24 protein-coding genes, 2 rRNA genes and 1 pseudogene (1 of these 27 only partly in view) are annotated in these 26,538 nt (G+C 59.4%); 8 read left to right on the forward strand and 19 right to left on the reverse strand.

Annotated features, from left to right (window positions below):
* The first annotated feature begins 25 nt into the window (after positions 1 to 25).
* Positions 26 to 925, forward strand: a complete 900-nt coding sequence (locus tag ACEVBK_RS17540; RefSeq protein WP_375058596.1) for a DMT family transporter — start codon at positions 26 to 28, stop codon at positions 923 to 925.
* Here the strand turns inward: ACEVBK_RS17540 and ACEVBK_RS17545 are convergent.
* Together ACEVBK_RS17545 and ACEVBK_RS17550 are read right to left on the reverse strand one after the other, a co-directional pair.
* Positions 922 to 1,542, reverse strand: a complete 621-nt coding sequence (locus ACEVBK_RS17545) for a glutathione S-transferase family protein (protein ID WP_375056189.1) — start codon at positions 1,540 to 1,542, stop codon at positions 922 to 924. The two genes, ACEVBK_RS17540 and ACEVBK_RS17545, sit on opposite strands and share 4 nt — an antisense overlap.
* 188 nt (positions 1,543 to 1,730) lie before the next feature.
* Positions 1,731 to 2,264, reverse strand: coding sequence for a MarR family winged helix-turn-helix transcriptional regulator (locus tag ACEVBK_RS17550; protein WP_375056190.1), 534 nt, complete (start codon positions 2,262 to 2,264; stop codon positions 1,731 to 1,733).
* Between the two features lie 237 nt (positions 2,265 to 2,501).
* Here ACEVBK_RS17550 and ACEVBK_RS17555 point away from each other — a divergent pair, with 237 nt between their 5' ends.
* Positions 2,502 to 2,936, forward strand: a complete 435-nt coding sequence (locus ACEVBK_RS17555) for a c-type cytochrome (RefSeq protein ID WP_375056191.1) — start codon at positions 2,502 to 2,504, stop codon at positions 2,934 to 2,936.
* 48 nt (positions 2,937 to 2,984) lie between these two features.
* Here ACEVBK_RS17555 and rep read toward each other — a convergent pair whose 3' ends face one another.
* Entirely contained in the window at positions 2,985 to 5,000 is a 2,016-nt protein-coding gene (gene rep, locus ACEVBK_RS17560) for a DNA helicase Rep (protein ID WP_375056192.1), read from the reverse strand.
* A gap of 126 nt (positions 5,001 to 5,126) precedes the next feature.
* Here rep and ACEVBK_RS17565 point away from each other — a divergent pair, with 126 nt between their 5' ends.
* Positions 5,127 to 6,341 carry an aminotransferase class V-fold PLP-dependent enzyme gene (locus ACEVBK_RS17565; RefSeq protein ID WP_375058597.1) on the forward strand — a complete coding sequence of 405 codons (1,215 nt, stop codon included), beginning with the start codon at positions 5,127 to 5,129 and terminating at the stop codon, positions 6,339 to 6,341.
* Positions 6,341 to 6,763, forward strand: coding sequence for a cysteine desulfurase sulfur acceptor subunit CsdE (gene csdE, locus ACEVBK_RS17570; protein WP_375058598.1), 423 nt, complete (start codon positions 6,341 to 6,343; stop codon positions 6,761 to 6,763). Before ACEVBK_RS17565 ends, csdE begins: the two co-directional genes overlap by 1 nt.
* A 399-nt stretch (positions 6,764 to 7,162) precedes the next feature.
* Here the strand turns inward: csdE and tcdA are convergent, their stop codons facing one another.
* Both tcdA and ilvC read right to left on the reverse strand, forming a co-directional pair.
* Positions 7,163 to 7,945 (reverse strand): tRNA cyclic N6-threonylcarbamoyladenosine(37) synthase TcdA, encoded by a 783-nt coding sequence (tcdA, locus tag ACEVBK_RS17575; RefSeq protein ID WP_375056193.1) that lies wholly within the window; start codon positions 7,943 to 7,945, stop codon positions 7,163 to 7,165.
* A 145-nt stretch (positions 7,946 to 8,090) separates the two neighbouring features.
* Positions 8,091 to 9,575, reverse strand: coding sequence for a ketol-acid reductoisomerase (ilvC, locus tag ACEVBK_RS17580; RefSeq protein WP_375056194.1), 1,485 nt, complete (start codon positions 9,573 to 9,575; stop codon positions 8,091 to 8,093).
* A 138-nt stretch (positions 9,576 to 9,713) separates the two neighbouring features.
* Between ilvC and ilvY the strand changes: the two genes are divergently transcribed.
* Positions 9,714 to 10,601 (forward strand): HTH-type transcriptional activator IlvY, encoded by an 888-nt coding sequence (gene ilvY / locus ACEVBK_RS17585; RefSeq protein WP_375056195.1) that lies wholly within the window; start codon positions 9,714 to 9,716, stop codon positions 10,599 to 10,601.
* Between the two features lie 91 nt (positions 10,602 to 10,692).
* Positions 10,693 to 10,959 (forward strand): accessory factor UbiK family protein, encoded by a 267-nt coding sequence (locus tag ACEVBK_RS17590; protein ID WP_375056196.1) that lies wholly within the window; start codon positions 10,693 to 10,695, stop codon positions 10,957 to 10,959.
* A 258-nt stretch (positions 10,960 to 11,217) separates the two neighbouring features.
* Here the strand turns inward: ACEVBK_RS17590 and fre are convergent, their stop codons facing one another.
* The 4 genes from fre to trxA form a co-directional block, all read right to left on the reverse strand.
* Entirely contained in the window at positions 11,218 to 11,916 is a 699-nt protein-coding gene (gene fre / locus ACEVBK_RS17595) for an NAD(P)H-flavin reductase (RefSeq protein ID WP_375056197.1), read from the reverse strand.
* Between the two features lie 2 nt (positions 11,917 to 11,918).
* On the reverse strand, positions 11,919 to 13,418 hold the full coding sequence (gene ubiD / locus ACEVBK_RS17600) for a 4-hydroxy-3-polyprenylbenzoate decarboxylase (RefSeq protein ID WP_375056198.1): 1,500 nt from the start codon (positions 13,416 to 13,418) through the stop codon (positions 11,919 to 11,921).
* A gap of 114 nt (positions 13,419 to 13,532) precedes the next feature.
* On the reverse strand, positions 13,533 to 14,798 hold the full coding sequence (gene rho / locus ACEVBK_RS17605; RefSeq protein WP_202084302.1) for a transcription termination factor Rho: 1,266 nt from the start codon (positions 14,796 to 14,798) through the stop codon (positions 13,533 to 13,535).
* A gap of 183 nt (positions 14,799 to 14,981) precedes the next feature.
* The gene (gene trxA, locus ACEVBK_RS17610; protein ID WP_375056199.1) at positions 14,982 to 15,308 is read right to left on the reverse strand and encodes a thioredoxin TrxA; all 327 of its coding nucleotides are present in this window, start codon (positions 15,306 to 15,308) and stop codon (positions 14,982 to 14,984) included.
* A gap of 115 nt (positions 15,309 to 15,423) precedes the next feature.
* Between trxA and rhlB the strand changes: the two genes are divergently transcribed.
* Positions 15,424 to 16,740 (forward strand): ATP-dependent RNA helicase RhlB, encoded by a 1,317-nt coding sequence (gene rhlB, locus ACEVBK_RS17615; RefSeq protein ID WP_375056200.1) that lies wholly within the window; start codon positions 15,424 to 15,426, stop codon positions 16,738 to 16,740.
* A 6-nt stretch (positions 16,741 to 16,746) separates the two neighbouring features.
* The gene (gene gppA, locus ACEVBK_RS17620) at positions 16,747 to 18,228 is read left to right on the forward strand and encodes a guanosine-5'-triphosphate,3'-diphosphate diphosphatase (protein ID WP_375056201.1); all 1,482 of its coding nucleotides are present in this window, start codon (positions 16,747 to 16,749) and stop codon (positions 18,226 to 18,228) included.
* Between the two features lie 55 nt (positions 18,229 to 18,283).
* Here gppA and hemB read toward each other — a convergent pair whose 3' ends face one another.
* The 10 genes and pseudogenes from hemB to ACEVBK_RS17670 all read right to left on the reverse strand — a co-directional run.
* Positions 18,284 to 19,297 carry a porphobilinogen synthase gene (gene hemB, locus ACEVBK_RS17625; RefSeq protein WP_375056202.1) on the reverse strand — a complete coding sequence of 338 codons (1,014 nt, stop codon included), beginning with the start codon at positions 19,295 to 19,297 and terminating at the stop codon, positions 18,284 to 18,286.
* Positions 19,294 to 20,085, reverse strand: a complete 792-nt coding sequence (gene tatD, locus ACEVBK_RS17630) for a 3'-5' ssDNA/RNA exonuclease TatD (protein WP_375056203.1) — start codon at positions 20,083 to 20,085, stop codon at positions 19,294 to 19,296. Before tatD ends, hemB begins: the two co-directional genes overlap by 4 nt.
* On the reverse strand, positions 20,082 to 20,834 hold the full coding sequence (gene tatC / locus ACEVBK_RS17635) for a twin-arginine translocase subunit TatC (RefSeq protein WP_375056204.1): 753 nt from the start codon (positions 20,832 to 20,834) through the stop codon (positions 20,082 to 20,084). The genes tatD and tatC overlap by 4 nt, the downstream gene beginning before the upstream one ends.
* A 15-nt stretch (positions 20,835 to 20,849) precedes the next feature.
* Positions 20,850 to 21,194: pseudogene (tatB, locus tag ACEVBK_RS17640) on the reverse strand (Sec-independent protein translocase protein TatB); the annotation flags it as partial.
* 2 nt (positions 21,195 to 21,196) lie between these two features.
* Entirely contained in the window at positions 21,197 to 21,451 is a 255-nt protein-coding gene (gene tatA / locus ACEVBK_RS17645) for a Sec-independent protein translocase subunit TatA (protein ID WP_375056205.1), read from the reverse strand.
* 83 nt (positions 21,452 to 21,534) lie between these two features.
* Complete coding sequence (gene ubiB, locus ACEVBK_RS17650) at positions 21,535 to 23,172, reverse strand: ubiquinone biosynthesis regulatory protein kinase UbiB (RefSeq protein ID WP_375056206.1); 1,638 nt, start codon at positions 23,170 to 23,172, stop codon at positions 21,535 to 21,537.
* Complete coding sequence (locus ACEVBK_RS17655; protein WP_375056207.1) at positions 23,169 to 23,789, reverse strand: SCP2 domain-containing protein; 621 nt, start codon at positions 23,787 to 23,789, stop codon at positions 23,169 to 23,171. Before ACEVBK_RS17655 ends, ubiB begins: the two co-directional genes overlap by 4 nt.
* Positions 23,789 to 24,544 (reverse strand): bifunctional demethylmenaquinone methyltransferase/2-methoxy-6-polyprenyl-1,4-benzoquinol methylase UbiE, encoded by a 756-nt coding sequence (gene ubiE / locus ACEVBK_RS17660; protein WP_375056208.1) that lies wholly within the window; start codon positions 24,542 to 24,544, stop codon positions 23,789 to 23,791. Before ubiE ends, ACEVBK_RS17655 begins: the two co-directional genes overlap by 1 nt.
* A 297-nt stretch (positions 24,545 to 24,841) precedes the next feature.
* Positions 24,842 to 24,956 (reverse strand): 5S ribosomal RNA (rrf, locus tag ACEVBK_RS17665).
* A 123-nt stretch (positions 24,957 to 25,079) separates the two neighbouring features.
* Positions 25,080 to 26,538, reverse strand: a 23S ribosomal RNA gene (locus ACEVBK_RS17670) (it continues 1,431 nt past the right edge of the window).

A 26,538-nucleotide genomic window follows, 5' to 3' on the forward strand; every position in this document is an offset into this window, starting at 1 on the left:
TTTTCTCGCGATCTTCTGTCTGAACATGCCTTTTTCCTACGATTTTCTTGCCCTGGCGGCCGCCGCCTGCTGGGCCGTGGCCAGTCTGCTTTCTGCCAATGCCGCCCGTCACCTGGGCGCCTTCGCCTTTTCCCGCTGGCGGATGTTCTGCGTCAGCCTGATGCTGTGGTCGGTGGCCCTGGTCAGCGGCGGCTGGTCCAGCCTGAGCCCCCACAGCTTGGGGATTATGGCCATTTCCGGGCTGATCGGGATTTTTATCGGCGATACCGCACTCTTTGCCGCCATGAACCGACTTGGGCCCCGCAGGGCCGGGGTACTGTTCGCCACCCATGCCCTGTTTTCGGCCCTGCTCGGTTATCTGGTATTCGGCGAAACCATCACCGGCCTGACCCTGCTCGGCTGCCTGCTGCTGGTGGGTGGGGTCATGTCCGCCATCTTCTTCGGCAAGCGCGGCAACGAAACCCACGCCTGGGAACAGGACAACGGCAGCCCCTGGCCCGGTATCGGCCTGGGGCTGTTGTCGGCCCTGTGCCAGTCGGTGGCCACCCTGATGGTCAAGCCGGTAATGATGGGCGAGATAGATCCGGTCTCCGCCTCGGCGATACGCATGAGCACCGCCTTCCTTGCACATTTGGCCCTGCTCTGGTGCGGCCTGACGGTGGCCAAACCGCTGCGCACCATCAACTGGCCGGTGTTCGGCATGGTGGCACTCAATGCATTCCTGGCGATGGGAGTGGGCATGACCCTGATACTGCTGGCCCTGCGTTACGGCGAAGTAGGCATGGTGGCCATGCTGAGTTCGGTCAGTCCGGTATTGGTACTGCCCCTGCTGTGGCTGATTATGAAGCGCCGGCCGGCCAATGGCGCCTGGTTGGGCGCCCTGGCCACCGTGATAGGAACCGGGTTAATCGTAGCCCGGCATTAGAGTTTAAGACCTTCCTCGTCGAGCGCCTTGCGTACGCCAGGATCTTCCTTCATGTCCTGGAAGTGTCGTGCAAGATGGGGATAGGGTCTGAGCCCCTCGGGCAACACCAGCGTCGCCCAGTAGGCAAAGGGAAAAGCGCAGGCGTCCACTATGCTCTTGTGTTCGTCCATATACCAGGTGCGGCTGGCCAGGTGGTTGTCCATCCGTTGCAAAAAGCGGCCAACCCGTTCGGGTACGGCAGCCTTGATGGCGTCGTGGGCGGCGAAACTGCGATCCGTGGTACACTTTTGCGGCGCGAAGTAGGGCGTAAAGGCACTGTAGACGTCGGTATTGAGGAAACTCAGCCAGTAGTCGCACTGGTATTGCAGTACCGGATCCGTACCCGGCCCCAGGTGCTCACCCTCGGGCAGACGCGACAGATAGCGCAGAATGGCGCTGTTCTGGTACAAGGGTCCCAGATCCTCAGTGAACAACACCGGAACCGCCGCCATATAGTTAATCTTGAGAAACTCCGGATCCCGGGTATCGGCCAGTTCCAGCTCAAAAGGCAAGCCCAGCCAGGACAAGACGATATGGGGAGCAAGCGAGCTGGCGCCCGGCTTGTAATATAACTTCATTCGATGACCTCCTTGGGCGGTACGATGCCACTCAGCCTGTCTGTATAATTTGTTATTATCCCGGACCTGTCCTGGTGCAAACGCATAGCCCCAGTACCGACCTTGATTAATTATCAGCAGGAAATCCGGAAATGGCGATGTCATCCATGGGTCATCGCCAGCCGCAGGTCAAAAAGATGAAGTGGACCTCAGTCCTCCACCGCCAGCAGTATTTTCTTCAGCAGGGCGGCGAATTGCTGCTGTTCCTCTGCCGACAGGGCCGAGGCCAGCTCGGCCTCGGCGGCCAGGTGATATTTCACCGCATCTTCCACCACCCTGAAGCCTTCATCGGTCAGGGTGACGATCACGCCCCGGCGGTCGTGATCCGCCTGGGCCCGGGTGACCAGTCCCCGGCTTTCGAGTCGGTTGATACGGTTGGTCAGGGCCCCGGAAGAAATCAGCACCATGGATTGCAGCTGGTTCGGAGAAAGCTGGAAATAGGGCGGATGGCGTCGCAATGCCGCCAGGACATCAAACTCCCCCACGTTCAACTCATAGCGGGCCAAATCCTGCAACACCCGGCGGGTGATAAAATACTCCAGCCGAACCACCCGGCCGATCACCTCGGTACTCTCGAATGCCAGGTCGGGGCGGGCCCGCCGCCACAGGGTAACGATGCGATCGATCTGATCCATGACCTGGGTGCCGTCCGGGCTGATGTTCTGCGTGTTGTTGTCGTTCATTGTTGTCGGGTGCTCCGTGATGTTCGCAGCCATTTTCAGATCAAGAGAATATTGATAATAACATAAAGGATCCCGTTGCGGCGTCGGCTAAATGCCCTTCCCGACGGATCGGCGCACCGCCTTTTCACGCCATCACTCTTTTGGCCAGACCGTTTAATGACCGCGGTACTTGGGGTATACTCCGCGGGTTTAACGGAATTTAACGGAAACAAATAAGCCAACTGGGAGAATAAAAAGGTGAGCCTGTTAAGAAACCTGTTGCTTGCCGGCGTTGCCGCTGCCTCGCTGAGTGGTCTGGCCTACGCCGCCAATGATATGTCGCCGGAAGCCATTGCCGAACGCACCAAGCCGGTGGGCAGCGTCTATACCGCCGCCGATCTGGAAGGAATTGTGGACACCGCCGCAGCCAGCAGCAGCGAGCCCGCCGGCCCGCGCAGTGGCGAGGCCGTTTATAGCGCCGCCTGCGCCGCCTGCCACGGCACCGGTGCCGCCGGCGCCCCCATCAGGGGTGATGCCGACGCCTGGGCACCTCGCGTTGCCCAGGGCCGCGATACCCTGCTGACCCATGTGATGGAAGGCTTCAACGTCGTGATGCCGGCCCGTGGTGCCTGTGGCAACTGTAGCGACGAAGAACTGGAGCTCGCCCTCGACTATATGCTGGAAGCCCTCTGAGGCACCGCAGCCAACAAAAAAGCCGCAGCGATGCGGCTTTTTTATTGGCTATTTCCTGTCGAACATGGCCCTCAGGCTGGCCACCCCGGCCTGGCCTTTCTCCATCCGCTCTCCTTCGCTCGGCGGCTTGCGGTTGTGTTCCCAGTCCAGATCCTGCTGGGGCAGCTCGAGCAGGAAGCGGCTCGGCTCGGGCCGTATCATTTCGCCGAACTGGCGCCGCTCCCGGCACAGGGTGAAGGTAAGCGCCTGCTGGGCCCGGGTGATACCGACATAGGCCAGGCGCCGCTCTTCCTCGATATTGTCCTCGTCGATGCTGCTCTGGTGCGGTAACAGTCCTTCCTCCATGCCCACCATAAACACGAAGGGAAACTCCAGCCCCTTGGAGGCATGCAGCGTCATCAGTTGCACCTGCTCGCCGTCGTCCTCCTCTTCGCCCCGCTCCATCATGTCGCGCAGGGTCAGGCGGGTGACCACCTGGGGCAGGGTCATGGCGTCGTCCAGATCCGAGCCCTCCAGCATCTGGCTGACCCACTTGAACAGGGTGGACACGTTCTGCATGCGCATCTCCGCCGCCCGCGGGCTGGGAGAGCTTTCGTACAGCCACTCTTCATAGTGGATGTCCTTGATCATATCGCGCACCGCCTCCACCGCGTTGCCGCGCGCCGCTTCGTCACCCCGGCGCACCAGCCAGTCGCTGAAGGCCCGCACCGCCACCAGCCCCCGACCGGCGAGGTGCTGCTCCAAACCCAGTTCGAAGCTGGCCGAAAACAGGCTTTTTCCCCGCTGATTAGCGTAGGTTCCCAGCTTTTCGAGGGTGGTTGGCCCGATTTCCCGCCGCGGCGTGTTCACCACCCGCAGGAAGGCGTTGTCGTCGTCCGGGTTCACCAGCAGCCGCAGGTAGGCCATGATGTCCTTGATCTCGGCGCGAGAGAAGAAGGAGGTGCCGCCGCTGATCTTGTAGGGAATACGGTTGGTCATCAGCGCCTTTTCCAGCAGCCGGGACTGGTGGTTGCCCCGGTAGAGGATGGCATAGTCGCCGAACTTGCTGCCATTCATAAACTTGTGGCCCATGATCTCGGCCACCACCCGCTCCGCCTCGTGCTCTTCGTGCTTGGCGAACAGCACCCGCACCGGCGCCTCGTATTCCATTTCAGAGAACAGCCGCTTATCGAACACATGGGGGTTGTTGGCAATCAGGATGTTGGCGCACTGCAGGATGCGCCCCCGGGAGCGGTAGTTCTGCTCCAGCTTGATCACCTTGAGGCTGGGATAGTCCTCTTTCAGCAGCACCAGATTCTGGGGCCGGGCCCCGCGCCAGGAATAGATGGATTGATCGTCGTCCCCCACCACGGTGAAACGGGCCCGCTCGCCGGCGATCAGCTTGACCAGTTCGTACTGGCTGGTGTTGGTGTCCTGGTATTCGTCCACCAGCAGGTAACGAATTTTGTTCTGCCAGTGAGCGCGCACCTCGGCGTTGGTCTTGAGCAGCAGGGTCGGCATCAGGATCAGATCGTCGAAATCCAGCGCATTGTAGGCCTTCATCTGCCGCTGGTAGCGCTCGTAGCACTGGGCGAACAGCACCGTTTCCGGATCGGCGGCCTGCCGGGCCGCCCGTGCCGGCAGCACCAGGTCGTTCTTCCAGTTGGAGATGCTGGACAGCAGACGGGCGATTTTTTCCTTGTCGTTATCCAGTTCCTGCTCGGTCAGCTCCCGGATCAGCGCCAGCTGATCCTGGTCGTCGAATAACGAAAAACCGGCCTTCAGTCCCAGGGTCTTGTGCTCGCGGCGGATGATCTCCAGCCCCAGGGTATGGAAGGTGGAGACCATCAGCCCCCGGGCCTCGTGCTTGCCCAGGGTCTGGGCCACTCGCTCCTTCATCTCCCGCGCCGCCTTGTTGGTAAAGGTAACGGCCGCGATATGCCGGGCCTTGTAGTCGCACTGGCGCACCAGATAGGCGATCTTGTTGGTGATCACCCGGGTCTTGCCACTGCCGGCGCCGGCCAGCACCAGGCAGGGCCCGGCAATGTAACGCACGGCGTCATCTTGGGCTGGGTTGAGTTTCATCAAAGCTCCGCGGGGCTGAACAAGGCCGGCTATTTTAACGGCAGACACCCTCCGGGTGAAGGGTGCCTTGTCATGAGCCCGACTTTGGCCCATGATCCCGTCAGTTTTCCCTTAACCCGCAGTATTATGGCGACCGACATCAAGGCTCTCAGACGCGACTTCCCCACCCTGGCTCAAATCGTCAACGGCCATCCGCTGGTGTACCTGGACAACGCCGCCACTACCCAGAAGCCGCAGCCGGTACTGGATGCCCTCAATCATTACTACCGGGACACCAACGCCAACGTGCACCGCGCCTCCCACGCCCTGAGCGGCCAGGCCACCCGCGCCTTCGAGCAGGCACGGGAAAAGGTGGCTCGCTTTATCCACGCCCCCTCGGCCAAGGAGATCATCTGGACCCGGGGCACCACCGAAGCCATCAACCTGGTGGCCTTCAGCGTCGGCCGGCACTTCCTCCAGCCCGGGGACGAGATCCTGCTCTCCACCCTGGAACACCACGCCAATATCGTGCCCTGGCAGCAAGCGGCGGCCGCCACCGGCGCCGTGCTCAGGGTGATACCGCTTACCGACACAGCCGAGCTGGACCTGGATGCCGCCCGGGCGCTGGTCAACGAGCGCACCCGGCTGCTGGCCATCGGCCATGTGTCCAACGCCCTCGGCCAGGTCAATCCGGTGGCGGAGCTCATCCGTCTGGCCAAGGCTGTGGGCGCCGTTACCCTGGTGGACGGCGCCCAGGCGGTGGGCCATTTCCCGGTGGACGTGCAGACACTGGACTGCGACTTCTACGCCTTTTCCGGCCATAAGATGTTCGCGCCTACCGGCATCGGCGTACTCTACGGCCGGATGGAATGGCTGGAGCGGATGCCGCCCTGGCAGACCGGCGGCGAGATGATAAAAACGGTGAGTTTCGAGGGCAGCACCTTCAACGAGCCACCCTTCAAGTTCGAGGCGGGCACCCCCAATATCGCCGGCGCCATCGCCCTGGGGGCGGCGGTGGATTACCTGCAGGCGCTGGACCGAACCGCCCTGATGCGCCACGAAGATGCGCTGCTGCACCAACTGGTGGACGGGCTGGGCGCCATGGCCGATATCCGGGTGATCGGCCGGCCCCGGGCCGGCGCCGTCTCCTTCGTGATGGACGATGTACATCCCCAGGATCTGGCCACCCTGCTCGACATGCAGGGCATAGCGGTACGCACCGGCCATCACTGCGCCATGCCGCTGATGCAGGCGCTGGCCCTGCCCCAGGGCACGGTGCGCGCCTCCCTCGCCTTTTATAACACTTCAGACGATATCGCCGCCCTGCTGGCCGGCATCGACAAAGCCCGGGAGCTGCTGTGATAAACCACCCCTTCGGCACCACCATTACCGACCAGGACCTCCGCACCCGCTTCGCCGCCGTCCACGGCTGGGAGGCTCGCTACAAGCAACTGATTTTGCTGGCCAAACAGCTACCGCCGCTGCCGCCGGAAGCCAGAACCGAGGCCAACGCCATCCACGGCTGCGAAAGCCAGGCCTGGCTGCAGGCCGGCCAGGACACGCAGGGGCGCTGGCAGCTGCACTGCGACTCGGACGCCCGCATCGTCAAGGGCCTGATGGCGGTGGTGCTGGCGGCGCTGAACAACAAGACCGCCGCCGAGATAACCGCCTTCGACATGGAGGCCTACTTCGAGGAACTGCAACTGCTGCCCCACCTGAGCCCGTCCCGGAGCAATGGCCTGCGGGCCGTGGTAGACGCGATTAAAGCCAAAGCCGAAAGCTGAAAGCGGGAAACTGGAAGCAGCCCGCGGCGTTGGTTGAATCTGGTAACTCGGACGGCTTCTTGCTTCCGGCCTGGCTCTTGGTCACAAGTCTTTGTTGACTGTTGATCAGACAGAATATCGGCCAAAGCGCACAGCTCCTCCGGCACGCCGTGAACCCCTCCCTGGCGCGGTGGGCCGGCTTCGCTGCCCCCTTTGTCCTCTCTCGCCCCGCAGCCGCCTGCTGGCTCCCCCTTCAGACAGCGCCGGGGTTGAAAAGAGGCAACAGCGATACCGTCACCTGCCAGGGATGGCAGGTGCGAGCGTACAGGGAGGTATTCACAACGTGTCGGCAGAGGTGGCCCTGTTGTCTCTTCTTTGCGTCAAGTCAGACAGCCGGACTTGTGACTAAAAGTCAGGCTTCTAGCCGTCAGCCGGAGCAGCCAGTTTGGCCAGCACCCGGCCGACCATAAAGAAGCCGAAGGTGGCGGTGATATGGGTGACGGCGCCGAAACCGGAGGCGCAGTCCATCTTCATGGTGCCGTCCGACTGTTGCTTGCTGCGGCAGATACCGCCGGCCCCGTCGGGGTAACGGGGCTGCTCGGTGGAGAAGACGCAGTCCACCCCGAACTTGCGCTTGGGATTCTTGCTGAAATGGTAAAACCGACGCAGGTCGCCACGCACCTTGGCGGCCAGGGGATCCTGGATGGTCCTGCTGAGATCGGCCAGCTGGATCTGGCCGGGATCGATCTGGCCACCGGCGCCGCCGGCGGTGATCACCGGGATCCTGTGCCGCTTGCAGAAGGCAATCAGCGCCGCCTTGGCCTTGACCGAGTCGATGGCGTCCAGCACATAGTCGAATCCTGCCAGCAGGTGTTGTTCCAGATTGTCCGGGCCGATAAAGTCGTCTACCACCCTCACGTCGCAATCCGGGTTGATCAGGGCGATCCGCTCGGCCATGGCCGCGGTCTTCTCGGCCCCGATCCGGTTGGACAGGGCATGGATCTGACGGTTGGTATTGGTAATACAGATATCGTCCATGTCGATCAGGGTGATGGCGCCGATCCCGGAGCGCGCCAGTGCCTCCGCTGCCCAGGATCCCACGCCGCCGATGCCGATCACGCATACCCGGGCCGCCGCAAAACGGGCCAAGACCTCGGCCCCGTACAGCCGGGCGATACCACCAAAACGCTCGTCAAAACTCATCTTCTGCTCCCTTTGATTGAGCGGGCATTATATCAAACTCACCGGGGCTGGGGACTGGAGCCTGTTCCATCCCCAGTCCCCCATCCCGGCCATAAAAAAAGGAGGCCGAAGCCTCCCGTTATTATCGCTCTGTTTATTATCCGGTTCAGCCGCCGACGGCGATGTTCTTCATGTCGGTCATGTAAGAACGCAGGGTCTTGCCGATGCTCTCGACCGGGTGGTTACGAATGGCTTCGTTGACCTCGATCAGGCGACGGTTATCGACGGAGTTGGACTCCACCACGATGGTCTTGCCGATAACGTCGGTGCCTACCTTAGGCATGAACTTCTCGCGCAGCAGCGGTACCGCGGCGTTGGCGAACAGGTAGTTGCCGTATTCGGCGGTGTCGGAGATCACCACGTTCATCTCGTACAGACGCTTGCGCGCCACGGTATTGGCGATCAACGGCAGTTCGTGCAGCGACTCATAGTAGGCGGACTCGTCGATGATGCCGGAGGCGGTCATGGCTTCGAACGCCAGCTCGACGCCGGCCTTGACCATGGCCACCAGCAGGATGCCGTTGTCAAAGTACTCCTGCTCGGCGATCACCACGTCGGTGACCGGATACTGCTCGAAGCTGGTACCGGCGGTTTCTTCACGCCAGGTCAGCAGGTCGTGATCGTCCTTGGCCCAGTCGGCCATCATGCCGGCGGAGAAATGGCCTTCGATGATGTCGTCCATATGCTTGTTGAACAGCGGGCGCATCAGCTCTTTCAGCTCGTCGGCCAGATCGAAGGCCTTGATCTTCGCCGGGTTGGACAGGCGATCCATCATGTTGGTGATGCCACCCTGCTTCAGGGCTTCGGTGATGGTTTCCCAGCCGAACTGGATCAGCTTGCCGGCGTAACCGGCGTCGATGCCCTCGGCCACCATCTTCTCGTGGCAGACGATGGCGCCGGCCTGCAGCATGCCGCACAGAATGGTCTGCTCGCCCATCAGGTCGGATTTCACTTCGGCCACGAAGGAAGACTCGAGTACGCCGGCACGGTCGCCACCGGTGGCTGAAGCCCAGGCCTTGGCGATGGCCAGGCCTTCACCCTGGGGATCGTTCTCCGGGTGAACGGCGATCAGGGTAGGTACGCCGAAACCGCGCTTGTACTCTTCACGCACTTCGGTACCGGGGCACTTGGGCGCCACCATCACCACGGTGATGTCCTTGCGGATCTGCATGCCTTCTTCCACGATGTTGAACCCGTGGGAGTAGCCGAGGGCGGCGCCCTCTTTCATCAGCGGCATGACGGCGTTGACGGCGGAGGTATGCTGCTTGTCCGGGGTCAGGTTCATCACCAGATCGGCGGTGGGGATCAGCTCTTCATAGGTGCCCACTTTGAAGCCGTTTTCGGTGGCCTGCTGGAAAGACTTGCGCTTTTCGGCAATGGCTTCGGCCCGCAGGGCGTAGGACACGTCCAGGCCGGAATCGCGCATATTCAGACCCTGGTTCAGGCCCTGGGCGCCACAACCGACGATCACTACCTTCTTGCCTTTCAGGTAGTTGCAGCCGTCGGCAAACTCGGCGCGGTTCATAAAGCGGCACTTGCCCAGTTGCTCGAGCTGCTGACGCAGATTCAGGGTGTTGAAATAGTTAGCCATGACCTTTTGCTCCAATTAATCCGTTTAATACTTGAATTCCTGCACCGCCCGGCGGTGACGACCCAAGCACTATACCCCAGGCTTTTCATTGCTTGAAATGATATATTCGAAACAGAGTATTTCATTTGGTGCAATGTGATGGATATCCGCAATCTGGAGTTGTTCGTACACCTCAGCCAGAGTCTGCACTTTGGCCGCACCGCCGATGCCATGGCGGTCAGCCCCTCCACCCTGAGCCGGGCGATACAGCGGCTGGAGCAGGAACTGGGCTGCGAGCTGCTGGACCGGGACAACCGCAGCGTCACCCTCACCCCGGCCGGATTGCGCCTGCAGCGGTTCGCAGACCACTGGCTGGCCGACTGGCAGGGCATCAGGGAACAACTGAAACAAAGCGGGAGCCCGTTGCAGGGCCGGCTGCGGCTGTTCTGCTCGGTCACCGCCAGCTATTTCCTGCTGCCCGATATCCTGGCGCGCTTTCGTACCCGCTACCCCCAACTGGAACTGCGGCTGGAAACCGGGGATCCGGCCCTGGCCATCGACAAGGTGCTGCAGGACGAATCCGATCTGTCCATCGGTGCCCGCCCCGATGCCTTGCCCGCCAAGCTCGACTTTATCAAGCTGCAGACGGTGCCCCTGGTATTTATCGCTCCGCGCATCCCCTGTCCGGCAACCGAACTGTTGCAGCAGAAACAGGCCGACTGGAGCAGGATACCGGTGATACTGCCGGAGCAGGGCGTGGCACGCAAAAGAACCAATCAATGGTTTCGCAACAAGGGCATCAGCCCGCATATTTATGCGGAAGTGGCCGGCAACGAAGCCATCGTCGGCATGGTCGCCCTGGGCTGCGGCATCGCCCTGGTGCCCACGGCGGTCATCGATCACAGCCCCATGGCCGACAAAATCCAGCGGCTACACGTGTCCCCGGATTTAAAACCCTTCGAGGTCGGCGTCTGCCTGCTGAAAAAACGGCTGGATGACCCCCTGATCCAGGCGTTCCGCCAGATTGCCCTGCAGCAGGGTCAATAAGCAGGGCGGGGGTCGCCCCAACCCCGTATTACCTTGCCTATTGCCGGGAAAATGGAGTTACAATGGAGTCAATCTATTAAGGAGACCGACCATGCTGGACCCGAAAAAACTGGAAGAGATCGCCAAACAGATCCAAAGCAACCTGCCTGCCGGACTGAAGAACATGGGCGAAGAAGCAGAAAAACGCATCCGCACCGTGCTGCAGGCACAGCTGGGCAAGCTGGACATGGTAACCCGGGAAGAGTTCGACGTGCAGACCAAGGTGCTGCTGCGCACCCGGGAAAAGCTCAATGAAATGGAAGCCAAGCTGGCTCAGTTGGAGCGTCAGTTGGTGGAGCGCCAGGACGGCGATATCTGAGCAGAGTTCACCACAAGGCTGGCGCTTCATCGATTTATTAAACGGCTGACAAGCCCTCGGACAGACTGCTTCTGAGCCAAAACTGGCGGACAAAGGGAACGGCTCCGCCGACCGGCACATGCCAGGGATGGCATGTGCCGAGCGATACATGGATGTACTTGAGCGTGTCGGCGGAGTCGGCCCTTGGGCCGGCCTCTCCAGCTATGACAAGCGACTTTATCAACAAACTGACCGGGAAGGCGTTTCCCGGTCGTAGGCTCAGATAAACTCGTAGGCGTCCCCGAACAACCGCTCGGCTTCCACCCCTTTTTCCTTGAAGGCTTCCCGCGCCACCCCGGCCATCTCGAAACGACCCGCCACATAGATGTCGTAACCGGTCAGGCTGGGAAAGTCGTCCATGATGGCTTCGTGTACCAGGCCGGTACGGCCCTGCCAATGATCGCCGGTATTCTGTACCACCGGCACATAGGTCAGTTCCTTGTGCTCCGCGGCCCAGGTCTTCATTTCCTCGTCGGCATAGAGGTGATCCTCAAAACGCACCCCCCAGTACAGGAACACCGGCTTGTGCAATCCCTCGGCCAACATCCTCTGCAGGATGGAGCGGGTATAGGCAAAGCCGGTGCCACCGGCCATCAGGATAACCGGATGACGGGATTCCGCACGCAGGTAGGCCTTGCCGGCCGGCAGCTGCACTTCGATCTGGCCCAGCTCCTGCATCCGCGTCAATACCTGCATGGCATAGCTGTTGTCCGGGGAAGCCCCGATATGCAGCTCCAGGGTGCCTTCCTCATTGGGCATGTTGGCGATGGAAAAGGGACGTTTATCATCGTCCGCCATCACCACCAACAGATACTGGCCGGGTTGAAAATCCACGGCCTGCACGGGCTTGAGCCGCACATACCAGAGGGTGTCGGCCATTTCTTCCAGGGCTTCTACACTACATGTTACTTTCTGCATGACTATCCTTTGGTCTTACTCTGTTCGGCACTCGCATCCAGGATCCCGAGTTGATCCCATAGCGTATCGACCCTTTGTTTTACTTCGTCCGTCATCACGATGGGCTGGCCCCATTCCCGGTCGGTTTCGCCCGGCCACTTGTTGGTAGCGTCCAGGCCCATCTTGGAGCCCAGGCCGGAGACCGGAGAGGCGAAGTCCAGATAGTCGATGGGAGTGTGCTCGATCAATGTGGTATCCCGTGCCGGGTCCATTCGGGTCGTAATGGCCCAGATCACGTCTTTCCAGTCTCTGGCATCGATGTCGTCGTCACACACGATAACGAACTTGGTATACATGAATTGTCGTAAAAACGACCAAACGCCCAGCATGACACGTTTGGCATGACCGGGGTAGCGTTTTTTCATGGTCACCACCGCCATGCGGTAGGAGCAACCTTCCGGCGGAAGATAGAAGTCCACTATCTCGGGAAACTGCTTCTGCAGTATGGGCACGAACACCTCGTTCAGTGCCACGCCCAGTACCGCCGGTTCATCGGGCGGGCGGCCGGTATAGGTGGAATGGTAGATGGCGTCCCGCCGGCGGGTGATGCGCTCCACCGTGAACACCGGGAACTCGTCGATCTCGTTGTAATAACCGGTATGATCGCCGTAGGGGCCTTCCGGCGCCGTCTCGTCCGGATAGATATGGCCTTCCAGCACGATTTCGGCGCTGGCGGGCACTTCCAAATCGCTGCCGACACATTTCACCACCTCGGTGCGGCCGCCCCGCAGCAGGCCGGCGAAGGCGTATTCGGACAAGGTGTCCGGCACCGGGGTCACGGCGCCGAGAATGGTGGCCGGGTCGGCCCCCAGGGCCACCGCCACCGGATAGGGCTGGCCCGGGTTGGCCTCCTGCCACTCACGGAAATCCAGCGCACCGCCACGATGGCTGAGCCAGCGCATGATTACCTTGTTTCGGCCCAGCAGTTGCTGGCGATAGATGCCCAGGTTCTGCCGCTTCTTGTAGGGACCGCGGGTGATGGTCAGGCCCCAGGTGATAAGGGGGGCGGCATCGCCGGGCCAGCAGTGCTGGATGGGCAGCCGGGTCAGGTCGACCTGGTCGCCTTCCTGGATCAGTTCCTGACAGGGAGCGCTTTTCAGTCGCTTGACCGGCATGTTCAGTACCTGCTTGAAGATAGGCAGCTTTTCCATCAGCTCCTTCAGCCCCTTGGGCGGCTCCGGCTCCTTGAGGTAGGACAGCCAACGGCCCACGTCGCGCAGCGCAGCCACATCCTGCTGGCCCATGCCCATAGCCACTCGCTTGGGTGTCCCGAACAGGTTGCCCAGCACCGGCATATCGAACCCCTTGGGATTCTCGAACAGCAACGCCGGCCCCCCCGCCTTGAGGGTACGGTCGCAGATCTCGGTCATTTCCAGATAGGGGTCGATCTCATGACGAATCCGCTTGAGTTCCCCCTGGGCTTCGAGTTGCGCGATAAAATCTCGCAAGTCCTTATATTTCATAGGTTTGTTCCGAGTGTATCGAGTGGCTGCGGGGATTATACCCGGTTAAGACGGGCTTGTATCGCCAACAAAAAAACCGCGGTCGGACCGCGGTTTTTTTTAGGAGAACGAAAGTTATTTCTGCTGCCGTTTCATGGCTTCGAAAAACTCGTCGTTGGTCTTGGTCATCGCCAGTTTGTCGATGAGGAATTCGATACCGTCGATCTCGCCCATGGGGTGCACGATCTTGCGCAGAATCCACATCTTCTGCAGCTCTTCCGGGGTGGTGAGCAGCTCTTCCCGGCGGGTGCCGGAACGAGTGATGTCGATGGCCGGATAGACCCGCTTCTCGGCGATCTTGCGGGACAGGTGCAATTCCATGTTGCCGGTGCCCTTGAACTCTTCGTAGATGACGTCATCCATCTTGGAGCCGGTTTCCACCAGGGCGGTGGCGATGATGGTCAGGCTGCCGCCTTCCTCTACATTACGGGCGGCGCCGAAGAAGCGCTTGGGTCGATGCAGGGCATTGGCGTCCACACCACCGGTCAAGACCTTGCCGGAAGACGGTACCACTGTGTTGTAGGCCCGCGCCAGACGGGTGATGGAGTCGAGCAGGATCACCACATCCTTCTTGTGTTCGACCAGGCGCTTGGCCTTTTCGATCACCATGTCGGCCACCTGTACGTGACGGGCCGCCGGCTCGTCGAAGGTCGAGGCGATGACTTCGCCCTTCACCATCCGCTGCATCTCGGTCACTTCTTCCGGACGCTCGTCGATCAACAGCACGATCAGGGTACATTCGGGATGGTTGTAAGTGATGCTTTGGGCGATGTTCTGCAGCAGCATGGTCTTACCGGCTTTGGGGGGCGCCACGATCAGGCCCCGTTGTCCCTTACCGATGGGCGACGCCAAATCCAGCACCCGGGCGGTAATGTCTTCGGTAGAACCGTTGCCCCGTTCCATCTTCATGCGCTCGTTGGCATGCAGCGGCGTCAGGTTTTCGAACAGGATCTTGTTACGCGCGTTTTCCGGCTTGTCATAGTTGACTTCGTTGATCTTCAACAGGGCAAAATAGCGCTCGCCTTCTTTCGGCGGTCGGATCTTGCCGGAGATGGTATCACCGGTGCGCAGGTTGAAACGGCGGATCTGGCTGGGCGAAACATAGATATCATCGGGTCCGGCCAGGTAAGAGGAGTCGGCGCTGCGCAGGAAGCCGAAGCCGTCCTGCAGGATTTCCAGCACGCCATCGCCGAAGATATCTTCACCACTTTTGGCATGGGCTTTGAGGATAGCAAAGATGATGTCTTGCTTGCGCAGACGGGCGAGGTTTTCCAGGCCCATGGTTTCCCCAAGCTTTATCAGCTCAGATACAGGGGTATTCTTGAGTTCAGTAAGATTCATAGTGGTGAGTTTCTATCAACCAGGATGTTAAATAGTCAGAAAAGGTCTGCTGGATTGATGCTTGAATACGGAGAGCCCTAGGGCACAAAATAGGCTAGCAAACGACCAATAAACTAGCACCAAAAAGAAGAAGCGTCTAGCAAAAAACCAAAAGGGGCGCCTTGCGCACCCCTTGGATTACCATTACAGGTTGGCGTCCAGGAACTCTTTCAACTGAGTCTTGGACAGCGCACCTACTTTGGTTGCCGCCACTTCGCCGTTTTTGAACAGCAGCAGGGTGGGAATGCCACGAATACCGAACTTGGGCGGAGTATCTGCGTTTTGGTCAATATTCAGCTTGGCCACGGTGACCCTACCTTCGTATTCACCGGCCACCTCGTCCAGGATAGGGGCGATCATCTTGCAGGGACCACACCATTCAGCCCAGAAATCGACCAGAACCGGGCCATCGGCCTTGATCACATCAGCATCGAAGCTGGCATCGGTCAGCTGAACAATTTTGTCACTCATCTCCAACTCCAGTCAGTTGTTTGGCCCCTCGACACAAAACGTCGGGGCAATTTAGTTGCCCTATTTCAAATGATCCTGTTTATTATTGCAAGCCTAACCTGATATTCTGAACGCTATGAGCAAAACACACTTAACAGACGTAAAATTTGCCCAGTTGGGCCTGCAACCACAGGTACTGGCCGGACTGGAAGCAAAAGGATTTCACAACTGCACGCCGATCCAGGCGTTGTCGTTACCCCATTTGACTTCTGGCAAGGACATCGCGGGACAAGCCCAGACCGGCACCGGCAAGACCATCGCCTTTCTCGCCGCCACCTTCGACCACCTGCTGACGACCCCGCCCCCCGAAACGCGCCAGTTGAATCAGCCCCGGGCCATCATCATGGCACCGACTCGAGAACTGGCGGTACAAATCTTTAATGATGCCGATACCCTGAGCGACAGTACCGGTCTCAAGCTGGGTCTGGCCTACGGCGGCGACGGCTACGAAAAGCAGGTACAGGTACTGGAAGCCGGCGTCGACGTGCTGATCGGCACCACCGGCCGCATCATCGACTTCCTCAAGCAACGGGTGATCGATCTGGGCGCCATCCAGGTGGTGGTGCTGGACGAGGCGGATCGCATGTTCGATCTGGGCTTTATCAAGGATATCCGTTATCTGTTCCGTCGTATGCCCAGTGCCGACCAGCGCCAGAACATGCTGTTCTCCGCCACCCTGTCGCTGCGAGTACAGGAACTGGCCTACGAACACATGAACAGCCCCGAACACGTCCAGATCGAACCGGAGCGCAAAACCGGCATCCACATTCAGGAAGAGCTGTTCTATCCGGCCCAGGAAGACAAGATGCTGCTGCTACTGAGCCTGATGGAGGAAGAATGGCCCGACAAGGCCATCGTGTTCGCCAACACCAAACACAGCTGTGAAGAAGTCTATGCCTGGCTGAAAGCCGATGGTCACCGGGTCGGGCTGCTCACCGGCGACGTCCCCCAGAAGAAGCGGCTGAAGATACTGGAAGAATTCACCGGCGGGGTGCTGGATATACTGGTCGCCACCGACGTGGCGGCCCGGGGCCTGCACATTCCCGACGTCACCCATGTGTTCAACTACGACCTGCCCGACGACGCGGAAGACTATGTACACCGTATCGGCCGGACCGGTCGTGCCGGGGCCAGTGGTCATTCCATCAGCTTCGCTTGTGAAGAATACGTGTTCAACCTGCCGGCGGTGGAAGCCTACATCGAGCACGAAATCCCGGTCAGCAAGTACGACCGGGAAGCCCTGCTCGACGATGTAACTGCGCCCAAGCGCATTCATCATCACAGGGCCGGAGCCAACCGCACCATGCGTGACCGGCAAGGCCAGGGCAGCGGCGGTCCTCGCCGCCCCGGCGGGAATAACCGACGCCGGCGCCCTCAGGGTGCCCGGAGCTGAGCCAAGGTGAAAAACCCGGCTCTGTATGCAGCCATCGACCTCGGCTCCAACAGCTTCCATATGCTGGTGGTTCACGAGGTCGCAGGGGCCTGTCGCACCCTGGCCAAGGTCAAACGCAAGGTGCGCCTGGCGGCCGGCTTGCGGCCGGACGGCAGCCTGGATGCCGATGCCATGCAACGGGGCTGGGACTGTCTGCAGCTATTTGCCGAGCAACTGCAGGATGTACCGGCAGAGCATATCCGCATCGTCGGCACCGCCACCCTGCGGCTGGCCACCAATATCGAACGATTCCTGGCGCGGGCCGAGACTATTCTCGGTCATCGCATCCGTATTATTTCCGGCGAGGAAGAAGCGGCCACCATTTATGAAGGGGTGGCCTGGACGTCGTCCGGCACCGGCCGCCGGCTGGTCATCGATATCGGGGGAGCCAGCACCGAACTGATTATCGGCGAAAGTACCAGCCCCCAGTTACTTAACAGCCTGGACATGGGCTGCGTCACCTGGCTGAACCGCTATTTTACCGGCGGAAACCTGTCCGCCAGGAATTTCGAGTGCGCCATTGCCGCCGCCCAGCAGACCCTGGCGCCGGTAGCCGCCACTTACCTCAAGCTGGGCTGGCAAGGTTGTATCGGCGCTTCCGGTACGGTCCAGGCCGTCCAGGAAATCATGGTCAGCCAGGGCGAGAGTGAACAGATCACGCTGGCCAAGCTCAGGCTATTACAGCAACAAACCATCGCGTGCGACCATGTCGATCGCCTGCAACTCCCCGGGCTGCAGCCGGAACGAACGCCGGTTTTCCCATCCGGGCTGGCCATTCTTATTGCCCTGTTTGATACCCTGGCCATCGATACCATGGTGCTGGCCGGCGGCGCCCTGCGGGAAGGACTGGTTTACGGTATGCTGGGCCAACGCCGCGAGTGTGACGCCCAGGAAAGAACCGCCGACAGCCTGATCGCCCGCTACCAGTTGGACCGTACTCAGGGTGAGCGGGTCAGGAAAACGGCGTTGCGTGCCCTGGCCCAGGTATCGTCAGACCAGGATCTGCCAGCCCCCATGCTGGGTTGGGCCGCCCTGCTCTACGAACTGGGGCTGTGCATCGAGTACAAGCGCGCGCCCGAGCACGCCGCCTATATCATCAGCCACATCGATCTGCCCGGTTTCACCTCGGCCCAGAAACAGCTGCTGGCCGCCCTGCTGCTCAACCAACGGGACCAGTTCAAGCCAGAGCCGCTGGCACAGCAGAGTGCTGTCGAGACCGACCAGGCCATACTGCTGGCCCGACTGCTGCGGCTGGCCATCATCCTCTGTCTGCGCCGCACCCGGGGCACTGTGCCCGAATTCCAACTGGCAGCAGACGGCCATCGCCTGACCCTCATCCTGCCCGCCGGCTGGGGCCGTCAGCACCACCTGCGTGCCAGCGAGCTGCAGCAGGAAGCCAAGCGCCAAACCGAACAGGGCTGGCCGCTGGAGATTGTTGAACGGGATTAGGGATTAGGGATCGTAATCAACCCCAGTCCCCAGTCCCCAGTCCCCAGTCCCGATCTTACTTCTCTTCCTTCAGCCAGGTCGCGACCCGCTTGGCGAAATAGGTCAGGATGCCGTCTGCCCCACCACGCTTGAAGCACAGCAGGGATTCCATGATGGTTTCCTTCTCCTTCAGCCAGCCGTTCTGGATGGCCGCCATATGCATGGCGTATTCGCCGCTGACCTGGTAGGCGAAAGTGGGTACCCCGAACTGATCCTTTACCCGCCGTACCACATCCAGGTAGGGCATGCCCGGTTTCACCATCACCATATCGGCGCCTTCCTGGATATCCAGCGCCACTTCCTGCAAGGCTTCATCGCCGTTGGCCGGATCCATCTGATAGGTGGCCTTGTTGCCGCCTTTGAGGTTACCGGCCGAGCCAACCGCGTCGCGGAAGGGACCGTAGTAGTTGGAGGCGTACTTGGCGGAATAGGCCATGATCTGGGTGTTGACGAAACCGGCTTCTTCCAGCGCCTGGCGGATGGCGCCGATACGGCCGTCCATCATGTCGGAAGGCGCCACTATATCGGCGCCGGCCTCCGCATGGCTCAGGGCCTGCTTGACCAGTACTTCTGTCGTCACGTCGTTGAGCACATAGCCCTGCTCGTCGATGATGCCGTCCTGACCGTGGGTGGTAAAGGGATCCAGCGCCACGTCGGTCATTACCCCCAGCTCGGGAAAAGCCTCCTTCAGCGCCCGCACCGCTTCTTGGGCCAGGCCATCGGGGTTGTAGGCTTCTTCCGCCAGCTGGGATTTCTGGCTGGCATTGACCACTGGGAACAGGGCGATCAACGGAATACCCAATCTCACCAGTTCCGCCGCTTCTTCCAGTAGCAGATCGACGGACAAGCGCTCCACCCCGGGCATGGAAGGCACCGCCTCCCGACGCTGGAAGCCGGGCAGCACAAATACCGGGTAGATAAGATCGTCCACGGTCAGGGTATGTTCGCGCACCAGCCGGCGACTGAAATCGTGCTTGCGGACCCGGCGCAGGCGACGGTTGGGAAAACCACCAAAAACTTGTTCGGTCATGACTGCTCCTCAATGCGGAAAAAGGCGCGGCTGGTCGCCGTGACGGTGGCGACCAGGGCGTCGGGATGCTCACCCCGACATTCGGCGATGCGCCGGACGATGTGGGGTAAGTAGGCGGGCTCGTTACGCCGGGATGCGGGCTTGGGCAACAAATCCCGCGGGATCAGGTAGGGACTGTCGGTCTCCACCATCAGTCGGTCGGCCGGAATCATGCTCACCAACCGCTGCAGTTCCTGGCCTCGACGCTCGTCGCAGATCCAGCCGGTGATGCCGATGTGCAGATCCAGCGCCAGGCAATCGCGCAGCTCCTGCTCGGAGCCGGTAAAACAGTGCAGCACCGCGGCCGGCAGGCGGTCGCGCCAGGGAGCCAGGATCTCGATAAAACGTGGATGGGCGTCCCGGCAGTGCATAAACACCGGTAGCTGCAGTTCGGCGGCCAGGGCCAGCTGGGACTCAAAGACGACATCCTGTTGTGGCCGGGGCGAGAAATCCCGGTTGTAGTCGAGACCACACTCGCCGATGGCCACGACCTGAGGTCGCGCCGCCAACCGGCGCAACTCATCCAGGCTGTGCTCATCGAAGTGACGCGCCTCATGAGGATGAACACCGGCGGTGGCATAACAAAAACCGGGGGCGGAAGCGGCATGGTCGGCCACGGCCCGGCTTTCCGCCAGGCTGGTACCCGTCAGAATCATGGCCGACAAGCCCGCCGCCCTGGCCCGTTGCACCACCCGCTCTCTGTCCTTGTCGAACTGGCTGCTGGTGAGGTTGACCCCGATGTCGATCATGAGCTGCCGTCCCGTTCCTCTTCGTCACGCTCCTGATCCCGCACGTAGAAACGGGCAAAGAAAACCCCGACCTCAAACAACAGCCACATCGGAATGGCCAGCAGAGTCTGGGAGATCACATCCGGCGGTGTCAACAGCATACCGACGATAAAGACCACCACGATCACATAGGGTCGCTTGCCGGACAGTTCCTTAGGCGTGGTCACCCCGGTCCAGCACAGCAGTATGGTAGCGATGGGGATCTCGAAGGCGATACCGAAGGCGATAAAGAGGCCAAGCACAAAATCCAGGTAGCTGGCGATGTCGGTCGCTATGGTCACCCCTTCCGGGGCCATCCTGGTGAAGAAGCCGAAAGCAAGAGGAAACACCACGAAGTAGGCGAAAGCAGCACCGGCATAGAACAGCAGGGCGCTGGAAAACACCAAAGGCGCGATCAGTCGCTTTTCGTGCTTGTACAAGCCCGGAGCGATAAAGGCCCATACCTGGTACAGCACATAGGGAATGGCCGCGAAGAAGGACACTATCAGGGTCAGTTTCAGTGGCGTTAGGAAAGGCGTCGCCACACCGGTGGCGATCATGCTGGCCCCTTCCGGCAGCTGCTTCAGTAGCGGCTCCGCCAGTATGGTGTAGATATCGTTGGCAAAATAAACCAGGGCCAGGAACACCAGCAAAATGGCGGCAAAGGCACGAAGTAGGCGATTCCTCAGCTCCACCAGGTGGCTGATCAGTGGCTGCTGCGTTTGACTCATTTAGGATTTATCCTGAGGCTCTTTCGGGGAGGTGGCATCATCGGAGGCGGCTTGTGACTCGGGCTTTTTCTCGTAAGGCCGATTGACCGAGGCCGCCGCCTCTTTCAGTTGGTCGATGGATTGTTTGAGCTCGGGGCTCAGATCCTTCATGCCGAGCTGCTCGGCCTTTTTCAGATCCCGGTGCAGCTCTTCCATTTTCAGCTCCTGGGCCAGCTCGGTTTTAACCGCATTGGCGGTATCACGTACCGTCTTGAACAGCCGGGATACGGTTCTGATGGCCACGGGCAATCGCTCCGGCCCCAATACCAGCAGCCCCACCACGGAAATGACGATCAGCTCCCAGAAACCGATATCGAACATGATTACACCCGATCTTTATCTTTGGTTTTATCCTGTTCCTGCTGGTTCAGCGACTCGCCCTGCTCTTTCTTGTCGGCCAGTTTCTGCTGTTCAAAGTCGGCGTCTTTCTTCTCTTGCTCTTCATCACTCATGGCTTTTTTAAAGCCTTTCACGGCAGAGCCCAAATCGGAGCCCAAGCCGCGCAACTTCTTGGTTCCGAACAGCAGTACCACAATCAGCACCACGATAAGCAATTGCCAAATACTGATTCCACCCATAACACACTTTTCCTATATAGACAGTGAACAATAAAAAACCATTATATCGGGGCTTGATGACAAAGAGTTGATACCAGATCAAACTAGCGAGTTATCCGCCGCCACCCCAGCAACCATACAACCAAAGTCAGCACGAGACCAGACATCGCCCACTGGGTTTTCTCCATTCCCAGCAGCAGGGTACTCGCCAGCAGCATGGTGGCGCCCATTGCCAGCAGGAAACGGCCCTGGCCCTGTCCCTTGTTATGGTAGGTGAATTGCTCATATAGCCCTTGCATTTGTCGCTGCTGCAACTTGGCCTGGCGCAGGGAGTCGTATACCAGCTCCGGCAGCTCGGGCAGCTTCTCGGCCCAGAATGGAGCTTTTTCCCTGACCGCGTTGATCACCGCCTTGTAGCCAACCTGCTGCTGCATCCAGTCTTCAAGAAATGGCTTGGCGGTTTTCCACAAATCCAGCTGCGGATATAACTGCCGCCCTACCCCTTCTACATAAAGCAAGGTTTTCTGCAGCAATACCAGTTGCGGCTGCACCGCCATATTAAAACGCCGGGCGGTATTGAACAGGTTCAGCAGCACATGACCGAAGGAAATCTCGGACAGGGGCTTTTCGAAGATGGGTTCCAGCACGGTACGGATGGCGGACTCGAATTCTTCCACTTTGGTGTCCGCCGGCACCCAGCCCGACTCGACGTGCAGTTCGGCCACCTTGCGGTAGTCCCGATTGAAGAACGCCAGGAAATTTTCCGCCAGGTAACGCTTATCGTCCCGATTCAGGGTACCCACTATGCCGCAGTCGATGCCTATCCACTGGGGGTCGTGGGGATGATCGTAAGACACGAAGATATTACCCGGGTGCATGTCCGCATGGAAAAAGCTGTCGCGGAACACCTGGGTAAAAAACACCTCCACCCCCCGCTCCGCCAACAGCTTCATATTGGTACCGTTGGCTTCCAGCGCCTCGATATCGGACACCGGGATGCCATAGATCCGCTCCATGACCAGCACATTTTCATGGCAATAGCTGGGGTAGATCTCCGGTACATAGAGAGTACGGGAGCCCTCAAAGTTGCGCCGCAACTGAATGGCGTTGGCCGCTTCCCGCAACAGGTTCAATTCGTCGATCAGGGTCTTGCGATACTCCTCCACCACCTCAACCGGGCGCAGCCGGCTGCTGCGCTCCGGCACCAGCCGGGCGATCAGCGTCGCCATAGAGTGCATCAGGCTGACATCCGCCTCGATCACCTTCTCGATGCTGGGACGGATCACCTTGATCACGATTTCCTGTCCGGTTTTCAGCCGCGCGGTATGTACCTGGGCGATGGAGGCGGACGCCAGGGGTTTTTCATCGAAGTCATCGAACAGGGCTTCGATCGGGTTGTGCAGGCTGGCTTCGATCTGCTTGCGAGCGAGAGCGCCATCGAAGGGCGGAACCCGATCCTGCAGCAGCGCGAGCTCCTCGGCGATGTCCGGCGGCAGCAGATCCCGCCGGGTCGACAGCATCTGGCCAAACTTGATGAAAACAGGTCCCAGGCTTTCCAGCGCCAGCCGGATACGCTTGCCACGAGACAGATCCGGATGCCTGTTCTTCAGCCAAAACAGGCTTTTACGCGCCCAACGGGCTGGCCATACCTGTAACCGGGCCGGGATCAGCTCGTCCAGGCCATAGTCGAACAGGGTTTTTCCAATCTGATAGAGTCGGAGCAACTCCCGCAGTTTTTTCATGAGTGGGTCACCTTATCGGTCAGGGCCGCCAGCCGTCCCTGCAGGCGGATTAGGCGCTTGTTCAGCTCCACCACCTCGTCATTGAAGTCAGCCAGCTCAAGGGGCCCCACCGCCCATCTGGCCTCCTCGCGCAGGTAGTCGGCCAGATGGGCCCGGGCACCGACCAGGCGCCGTTCGACACCGCTCTTCAGCTCCCGCCCGTGTCGACACAACAGATGAGCCATGATATCTCCGGTGTAAGGCACCAGCAGGGCTTCCACATCGATGGCCGACTCCTTGAGCAAGGCCGCCAGGTCCTGCCAGGGTTGAGGATCCCCCTCCAGATCGATGCGCCCGTCGCGGATATATTGCATCAGGAGCCCCTTGTCCTTCAGCAGTCCAAGAGCATTGAGCGACAGGCTCAGATGGCTGTCCGGCTGGCCTTCATAACGTCCCAGGACCTCCAGTTGCAGCTCGGAAAACAGCAAGTAACCACTGGCAACCTCGTTCACCGTCAACTGCAGCACCTTTCCCTGCAGCGGCTGCATTTTTTTCAACCGCTCGCTATCCTGCAGGACAAGACGATTAAACACCGTCTCCAGAGCGCCATTCAACAAGGGAAGCAGCAGATCCTTCATCAAAACTTGAACCCGCGATGCAGGGCCACGATGCCGTCGGTCAGGTTGAAATACTCCACCTGCTCAAGGCCGGCCTGTTCCATCATGCCCTTCAGGGTCTCCTGATCCGGGTGCATACGGATGGATTCTGCCAGATACTGGTAGCTGTCGCTGTCTTTTGCTACCAATGCGCCCATCTTCGGCAGGATGTTGAAAGAATAGAAGTCGTACAACTTGTTCATGATATCGTGCTGTGGTTTGGAAAACTCCAGCACCAGCAGACGACCACCGGGCTTCAGTACTCGTTGCATGGACGCCAATGCCTTGTCCTTGTCGGTGACATTGCGCAAGCCAAATGCGATGGTGATCAGGTCGAAGTGATTGTCCGGAAAAGGCAATTGCTCGGCATTCGCCTGCACATAGGCAATGTTGCCGCCGAGCCCCATATTCCGGAGCTTGTCCCGACCGACCTTAAGCATAGAATCGTTGATATCCGCCAGTACAACCTGGCCACTGTCACCCACAATACGGGAAAACTTGGCGGTGAGATCGCCAGTGCCACCGGCCAGATCCAATACTTTCTGTCCCTTACGCACCCCGGAACAATCAATCGTGAATCGTTTCCATAACCGGTGAACACCAAAGGACATCAGGTCATTCATCAGGTCATACTTAGCGGCCACAGAGTGGAACACACTGGCAACCATCTGTTCTTTTTCATCTGCTCCCACCGTCTTGTAGCCAAAGTGGGTCGTCGACTTATGCTGTTCTGACATTCTGAAGACACCTATAAAATCAAAGTGGGTAGTGTACTGCAAATGTGCTGGCTGAACTAACGGGAAGCAAGCCGGTAGCCGGTTATCTGTATTCCCAAATAGGCAAACATGATACCGTAAACTACCTGTGGACACACATTCAACAAGACTTTAAGCCATTGACGTTGTTCGAGTAATGGCAGGGGTTCGGGGAGGAAAGCACACCAGGTGCTGAAGGGCTCGTTCTGCAAGTTCGAGTGTGTTCGAGCCGGAAAAGCAAAAACCCCGACACCAGGGTGTCGGGGTTTTTAATTGGGTGCCTGGCAGTGACCTACTTTCACATGGCAGCTGCCACACTATCATCGGCGCGGGTGCGTTTCACTTCTGAGTTCGGCATGGAGTCAGGTGGGACCACAACGCTATCGCCGCCAGGCATAAACTTTAATCCGGAAAAGCTCACCGCCAGGCATGGCGGCAATGCAGAAAATGCAGGAGCAATTCTCTGCCTGATGAATTCGTTCTCGACCTGCAAGGCCTCACACTTCTTGGGTGTTGTATGGTTAAGCCGCACGGGTCATTAGTACAGGTTAGCTCAACACGTCACCGCGCTTACACACCCTGCCTATCTACGTCTTAGTCTCAAACGGCCCTTTAGGAGGTTCTAGACCTCTGGGATGACTCATCTCGGGGCTCGCTTCCCGCTTAGATGCTTTCAGCGGTTATCGATTCCGAACTTAGCTACCGGGCAGTGCCATTGGCATGACAACCCGAACACCAGCGGTTCGTTCACTCCGGTCCTCTCGTACTAGGAGCAACCCCCCTCAATCATCCAACGCCCACGGCAGATAGGGACCGAACTGTCTCACGACGTTCTGAACCCAGCTCGCGTACCACTTTAAATGGCGAACAGCCATACCCTTGGGACCGACTTCAGCCCCAGGATGTGATGAGCCGACATCGAGGTGCCAAACACCGCCGTCGATATGAACTCTTGGGCGGTATCAGCCTGTTATCCCCGGAGTACCTTTTATCCGTTGAGCGATGGCCCTTCCATTCAGAACCACCGGATCACTATGACCTGCTTTCGCACCTGCTCGACCTGTCCGTCTCGCAGTTAAGCTGGCTTATGCCATTGCACTAACCGTACGATGTCCGACCGTACTTAGCCAACCTTCGTGCTCCTCCGTTACTCTTTGGGAGGAGACCGCCCCAGTCAAACTACCCACCAGGCACTGTCCGCACCCCCGATAAGGGGGCAACGTTAGAACATCAAACATACAAGGGTGGTATTTCAAGGTCGGCTCCACGGCAACTGGCGTCACCGCTTCACAGCCTCCCACCTATCCTACACATGTAGGGTCAATGTTCAGTGCCAAGCTGTAGTAAAGGTTCACGGGGTCTTTCCGTCTAGCCGCGGGTACACCGCATCTTCACGGCGAATTCAATTTCACTGAGTCTCGGGTGGAGACAGCGTGGCCATGGTTACACCATTCGTGCAGGTCGGAACTTACCCGACAAGGAATTTCGCTACCTTAGGACCGTTATAGTTACGGCCGCCGTTTACCGGGGCTTCGATCAAGAGCTTCACCTTGCGGCTAACCCCATCAATTAACCTTCCGGCACCGGGCAGGTGTCACACCGTATACGTCCTCTTGCGAGTTTGCACAGTGCTGTGTTTTTGATAAACAGTCCCAGCCACCTGGTCACTGCGACTGGCTCAGGCTCCATCCGCGAAGGACTTCACCCGCTCCAGCGTACCTTCTCCCGAAGTTACGGTACTATTTTGCCTAGTTCCTTCACCCGAGTTCTCTCAAGCGCCTTGGTATTCTCTACCCGACCACCTGTGTCGGTTTGGGGTACGGTTCACACACATCTGAAGCTTAGAGGCTTTTCCTGGAAGCAGGGCATCAATGACTTCGTCACCGTGGTGACTTCGTCTCAGGTCTCAGCATTGTGCGTCCGGATTTGCCTAAACACACTGCCTACACCCTTTCACCAGGACTACCAACGCCTGG

The organism is Zobellella sp. DQSA1 (genome assembly GCF_041950555.1).
Lineage (GTDB): Bacteria > Pseudomonadota > Gammaproteobacteria > Enterobacterales > Aeromonadaceae > Oceanimonas.

Coding starts and splice junctions, on each gene's coding strand:
- hemB (WP_375056202.1), bottom strand. CDS start 19,297: ATGACCGAACAAGTTTTTGGTGGTTTTCCCAACCGTCGCCTGCGCCGG.
- rep (WP_375056192.1), bottom strand. CDS start 5,000: ATGAAACTCAACCCAGCCCAAGATGACGCCGTGCGTTACATTGCCGGG.
- tatC (WP_375056204.1), bottom strand. CDS start 20,834: ATGAGTCAAACGCAGCAGCCACTGATCAGCCACCTGGTGGAGCTGAGG.
- ACEVBK_RS17590 (WP_375056196.1), top strand. CDS start 10,693: ATGCTGGACCCGAAAAAACTGGAAGAGATCGCCAAACAGATCCAAAGC.
- ACEVBK_RS17655 (WP_375056207.1), bottom strand. CDS start 23,789: ATGAAGGATCTGCTGCTTCCCTTGTTGAATGGCGCTCTGGAGACGGTG.
- ACEVBK_RS17565 (WP_375058597.1), top strand. CDS start 5,127: ATGGCGACCGACATCAAGGCTCTCAGACGCGACTTCCCCACCCTGGCT.
- ACEVBK_RS17545 (WP_375056189.1), bottom strand. CDS start 1,542: ATGAAGTTATATTACAAGCCGGGCGCCAGCTCGCTTGCTCCCCATATC.
- ubiE (WP_375056208.1), bottom strand. CDS start 24,544: ATGTCAGAACAGCATAAGTCGACGACCCACTTTGGCTACAAGACGGTG.
- tatD (WP_375056203.1), bottom strand. CDS start 20,085: ATGATCGACATCGGGGTCAACCTCACCAGCAGCCAGTTCGACAAGGAC.
- fre (WP_375056197.1), bottom strand. CDS start 11,916: ATGCAGAAAGTAACATGTAGTGTAGAAGCCCTGGAAGAAATGGCCGAC.
- ACEVBK_RS17550 (WP_375056190.1), bottom strand. CDS start 2,264: ATGAACGACAACAACACGCAGAACATCAGCCCGGACGGCACCCAGGTC.
- ACEVBK_RS17540 (WP_375058596.1), top strand. CDS start 26: ATGCCTTTTTCCTACGATTTTCTTGCCCTGGCGGCCGCCGCCTGCTGG.
- ubiB (WP_375056206.1), bottom strand. CDS start 23,172: ATGAAAAAACTGCGGGAGTTGCTCCGACTCTATCAGATTGGAAAAACC.
- tcdA (WP_375056193.1), bottom strand. CDS start 7,945: ATGAGTTTTGACGAGCGTTTTGGTGGTATCGCCCGGCTGTACGGGGCC.
- trxA (WP_375056199.1), bottom strand. CDS start 15,308: ATGAGTGACAAAATTGTTCAGCTGACCGATGCCAGCTTCGATGCTGAT.
- rhlB (WP_375056200.1), top strand. CDS start 15,424: ATGAGCAAAACACACTTAACAGACGTAAAATTTGCCCAGTTGGGCCTG.
- ubiD (WP_375056198.1), bottom strand. CDS start 13,418: ATGAAATATAAGGACTTGCGAGATTTTATCGCGCAACTCGAAGCCCAG.
- rho (WP_202084302.1), bottom strand. CDS start 14,798: ATGAATCTTACTGAACTCAAGAATACCCCTGTATCTGAGCTGATAAAG.
- tatA (WP_375056205.1), bottom strand. CDS start 21,451: ATGGGTGGAATCAGTATTTGGCAATTGCTTATCGTGGTGCTGATTGTG.
- ilvY (WP_375056195.1), top strand. CDS start 9,714: ATGGATATCCGCAATCTGGAGTTGTTCGTACACCTCAGCCAGAGTCTG.
- ilvC (WP_375056194.1), bottom strand. CDS start 9,575: ATGGCTAACTATTTCAACACCCTGAATCTGCGTCAGCAGCTCGAGCAA.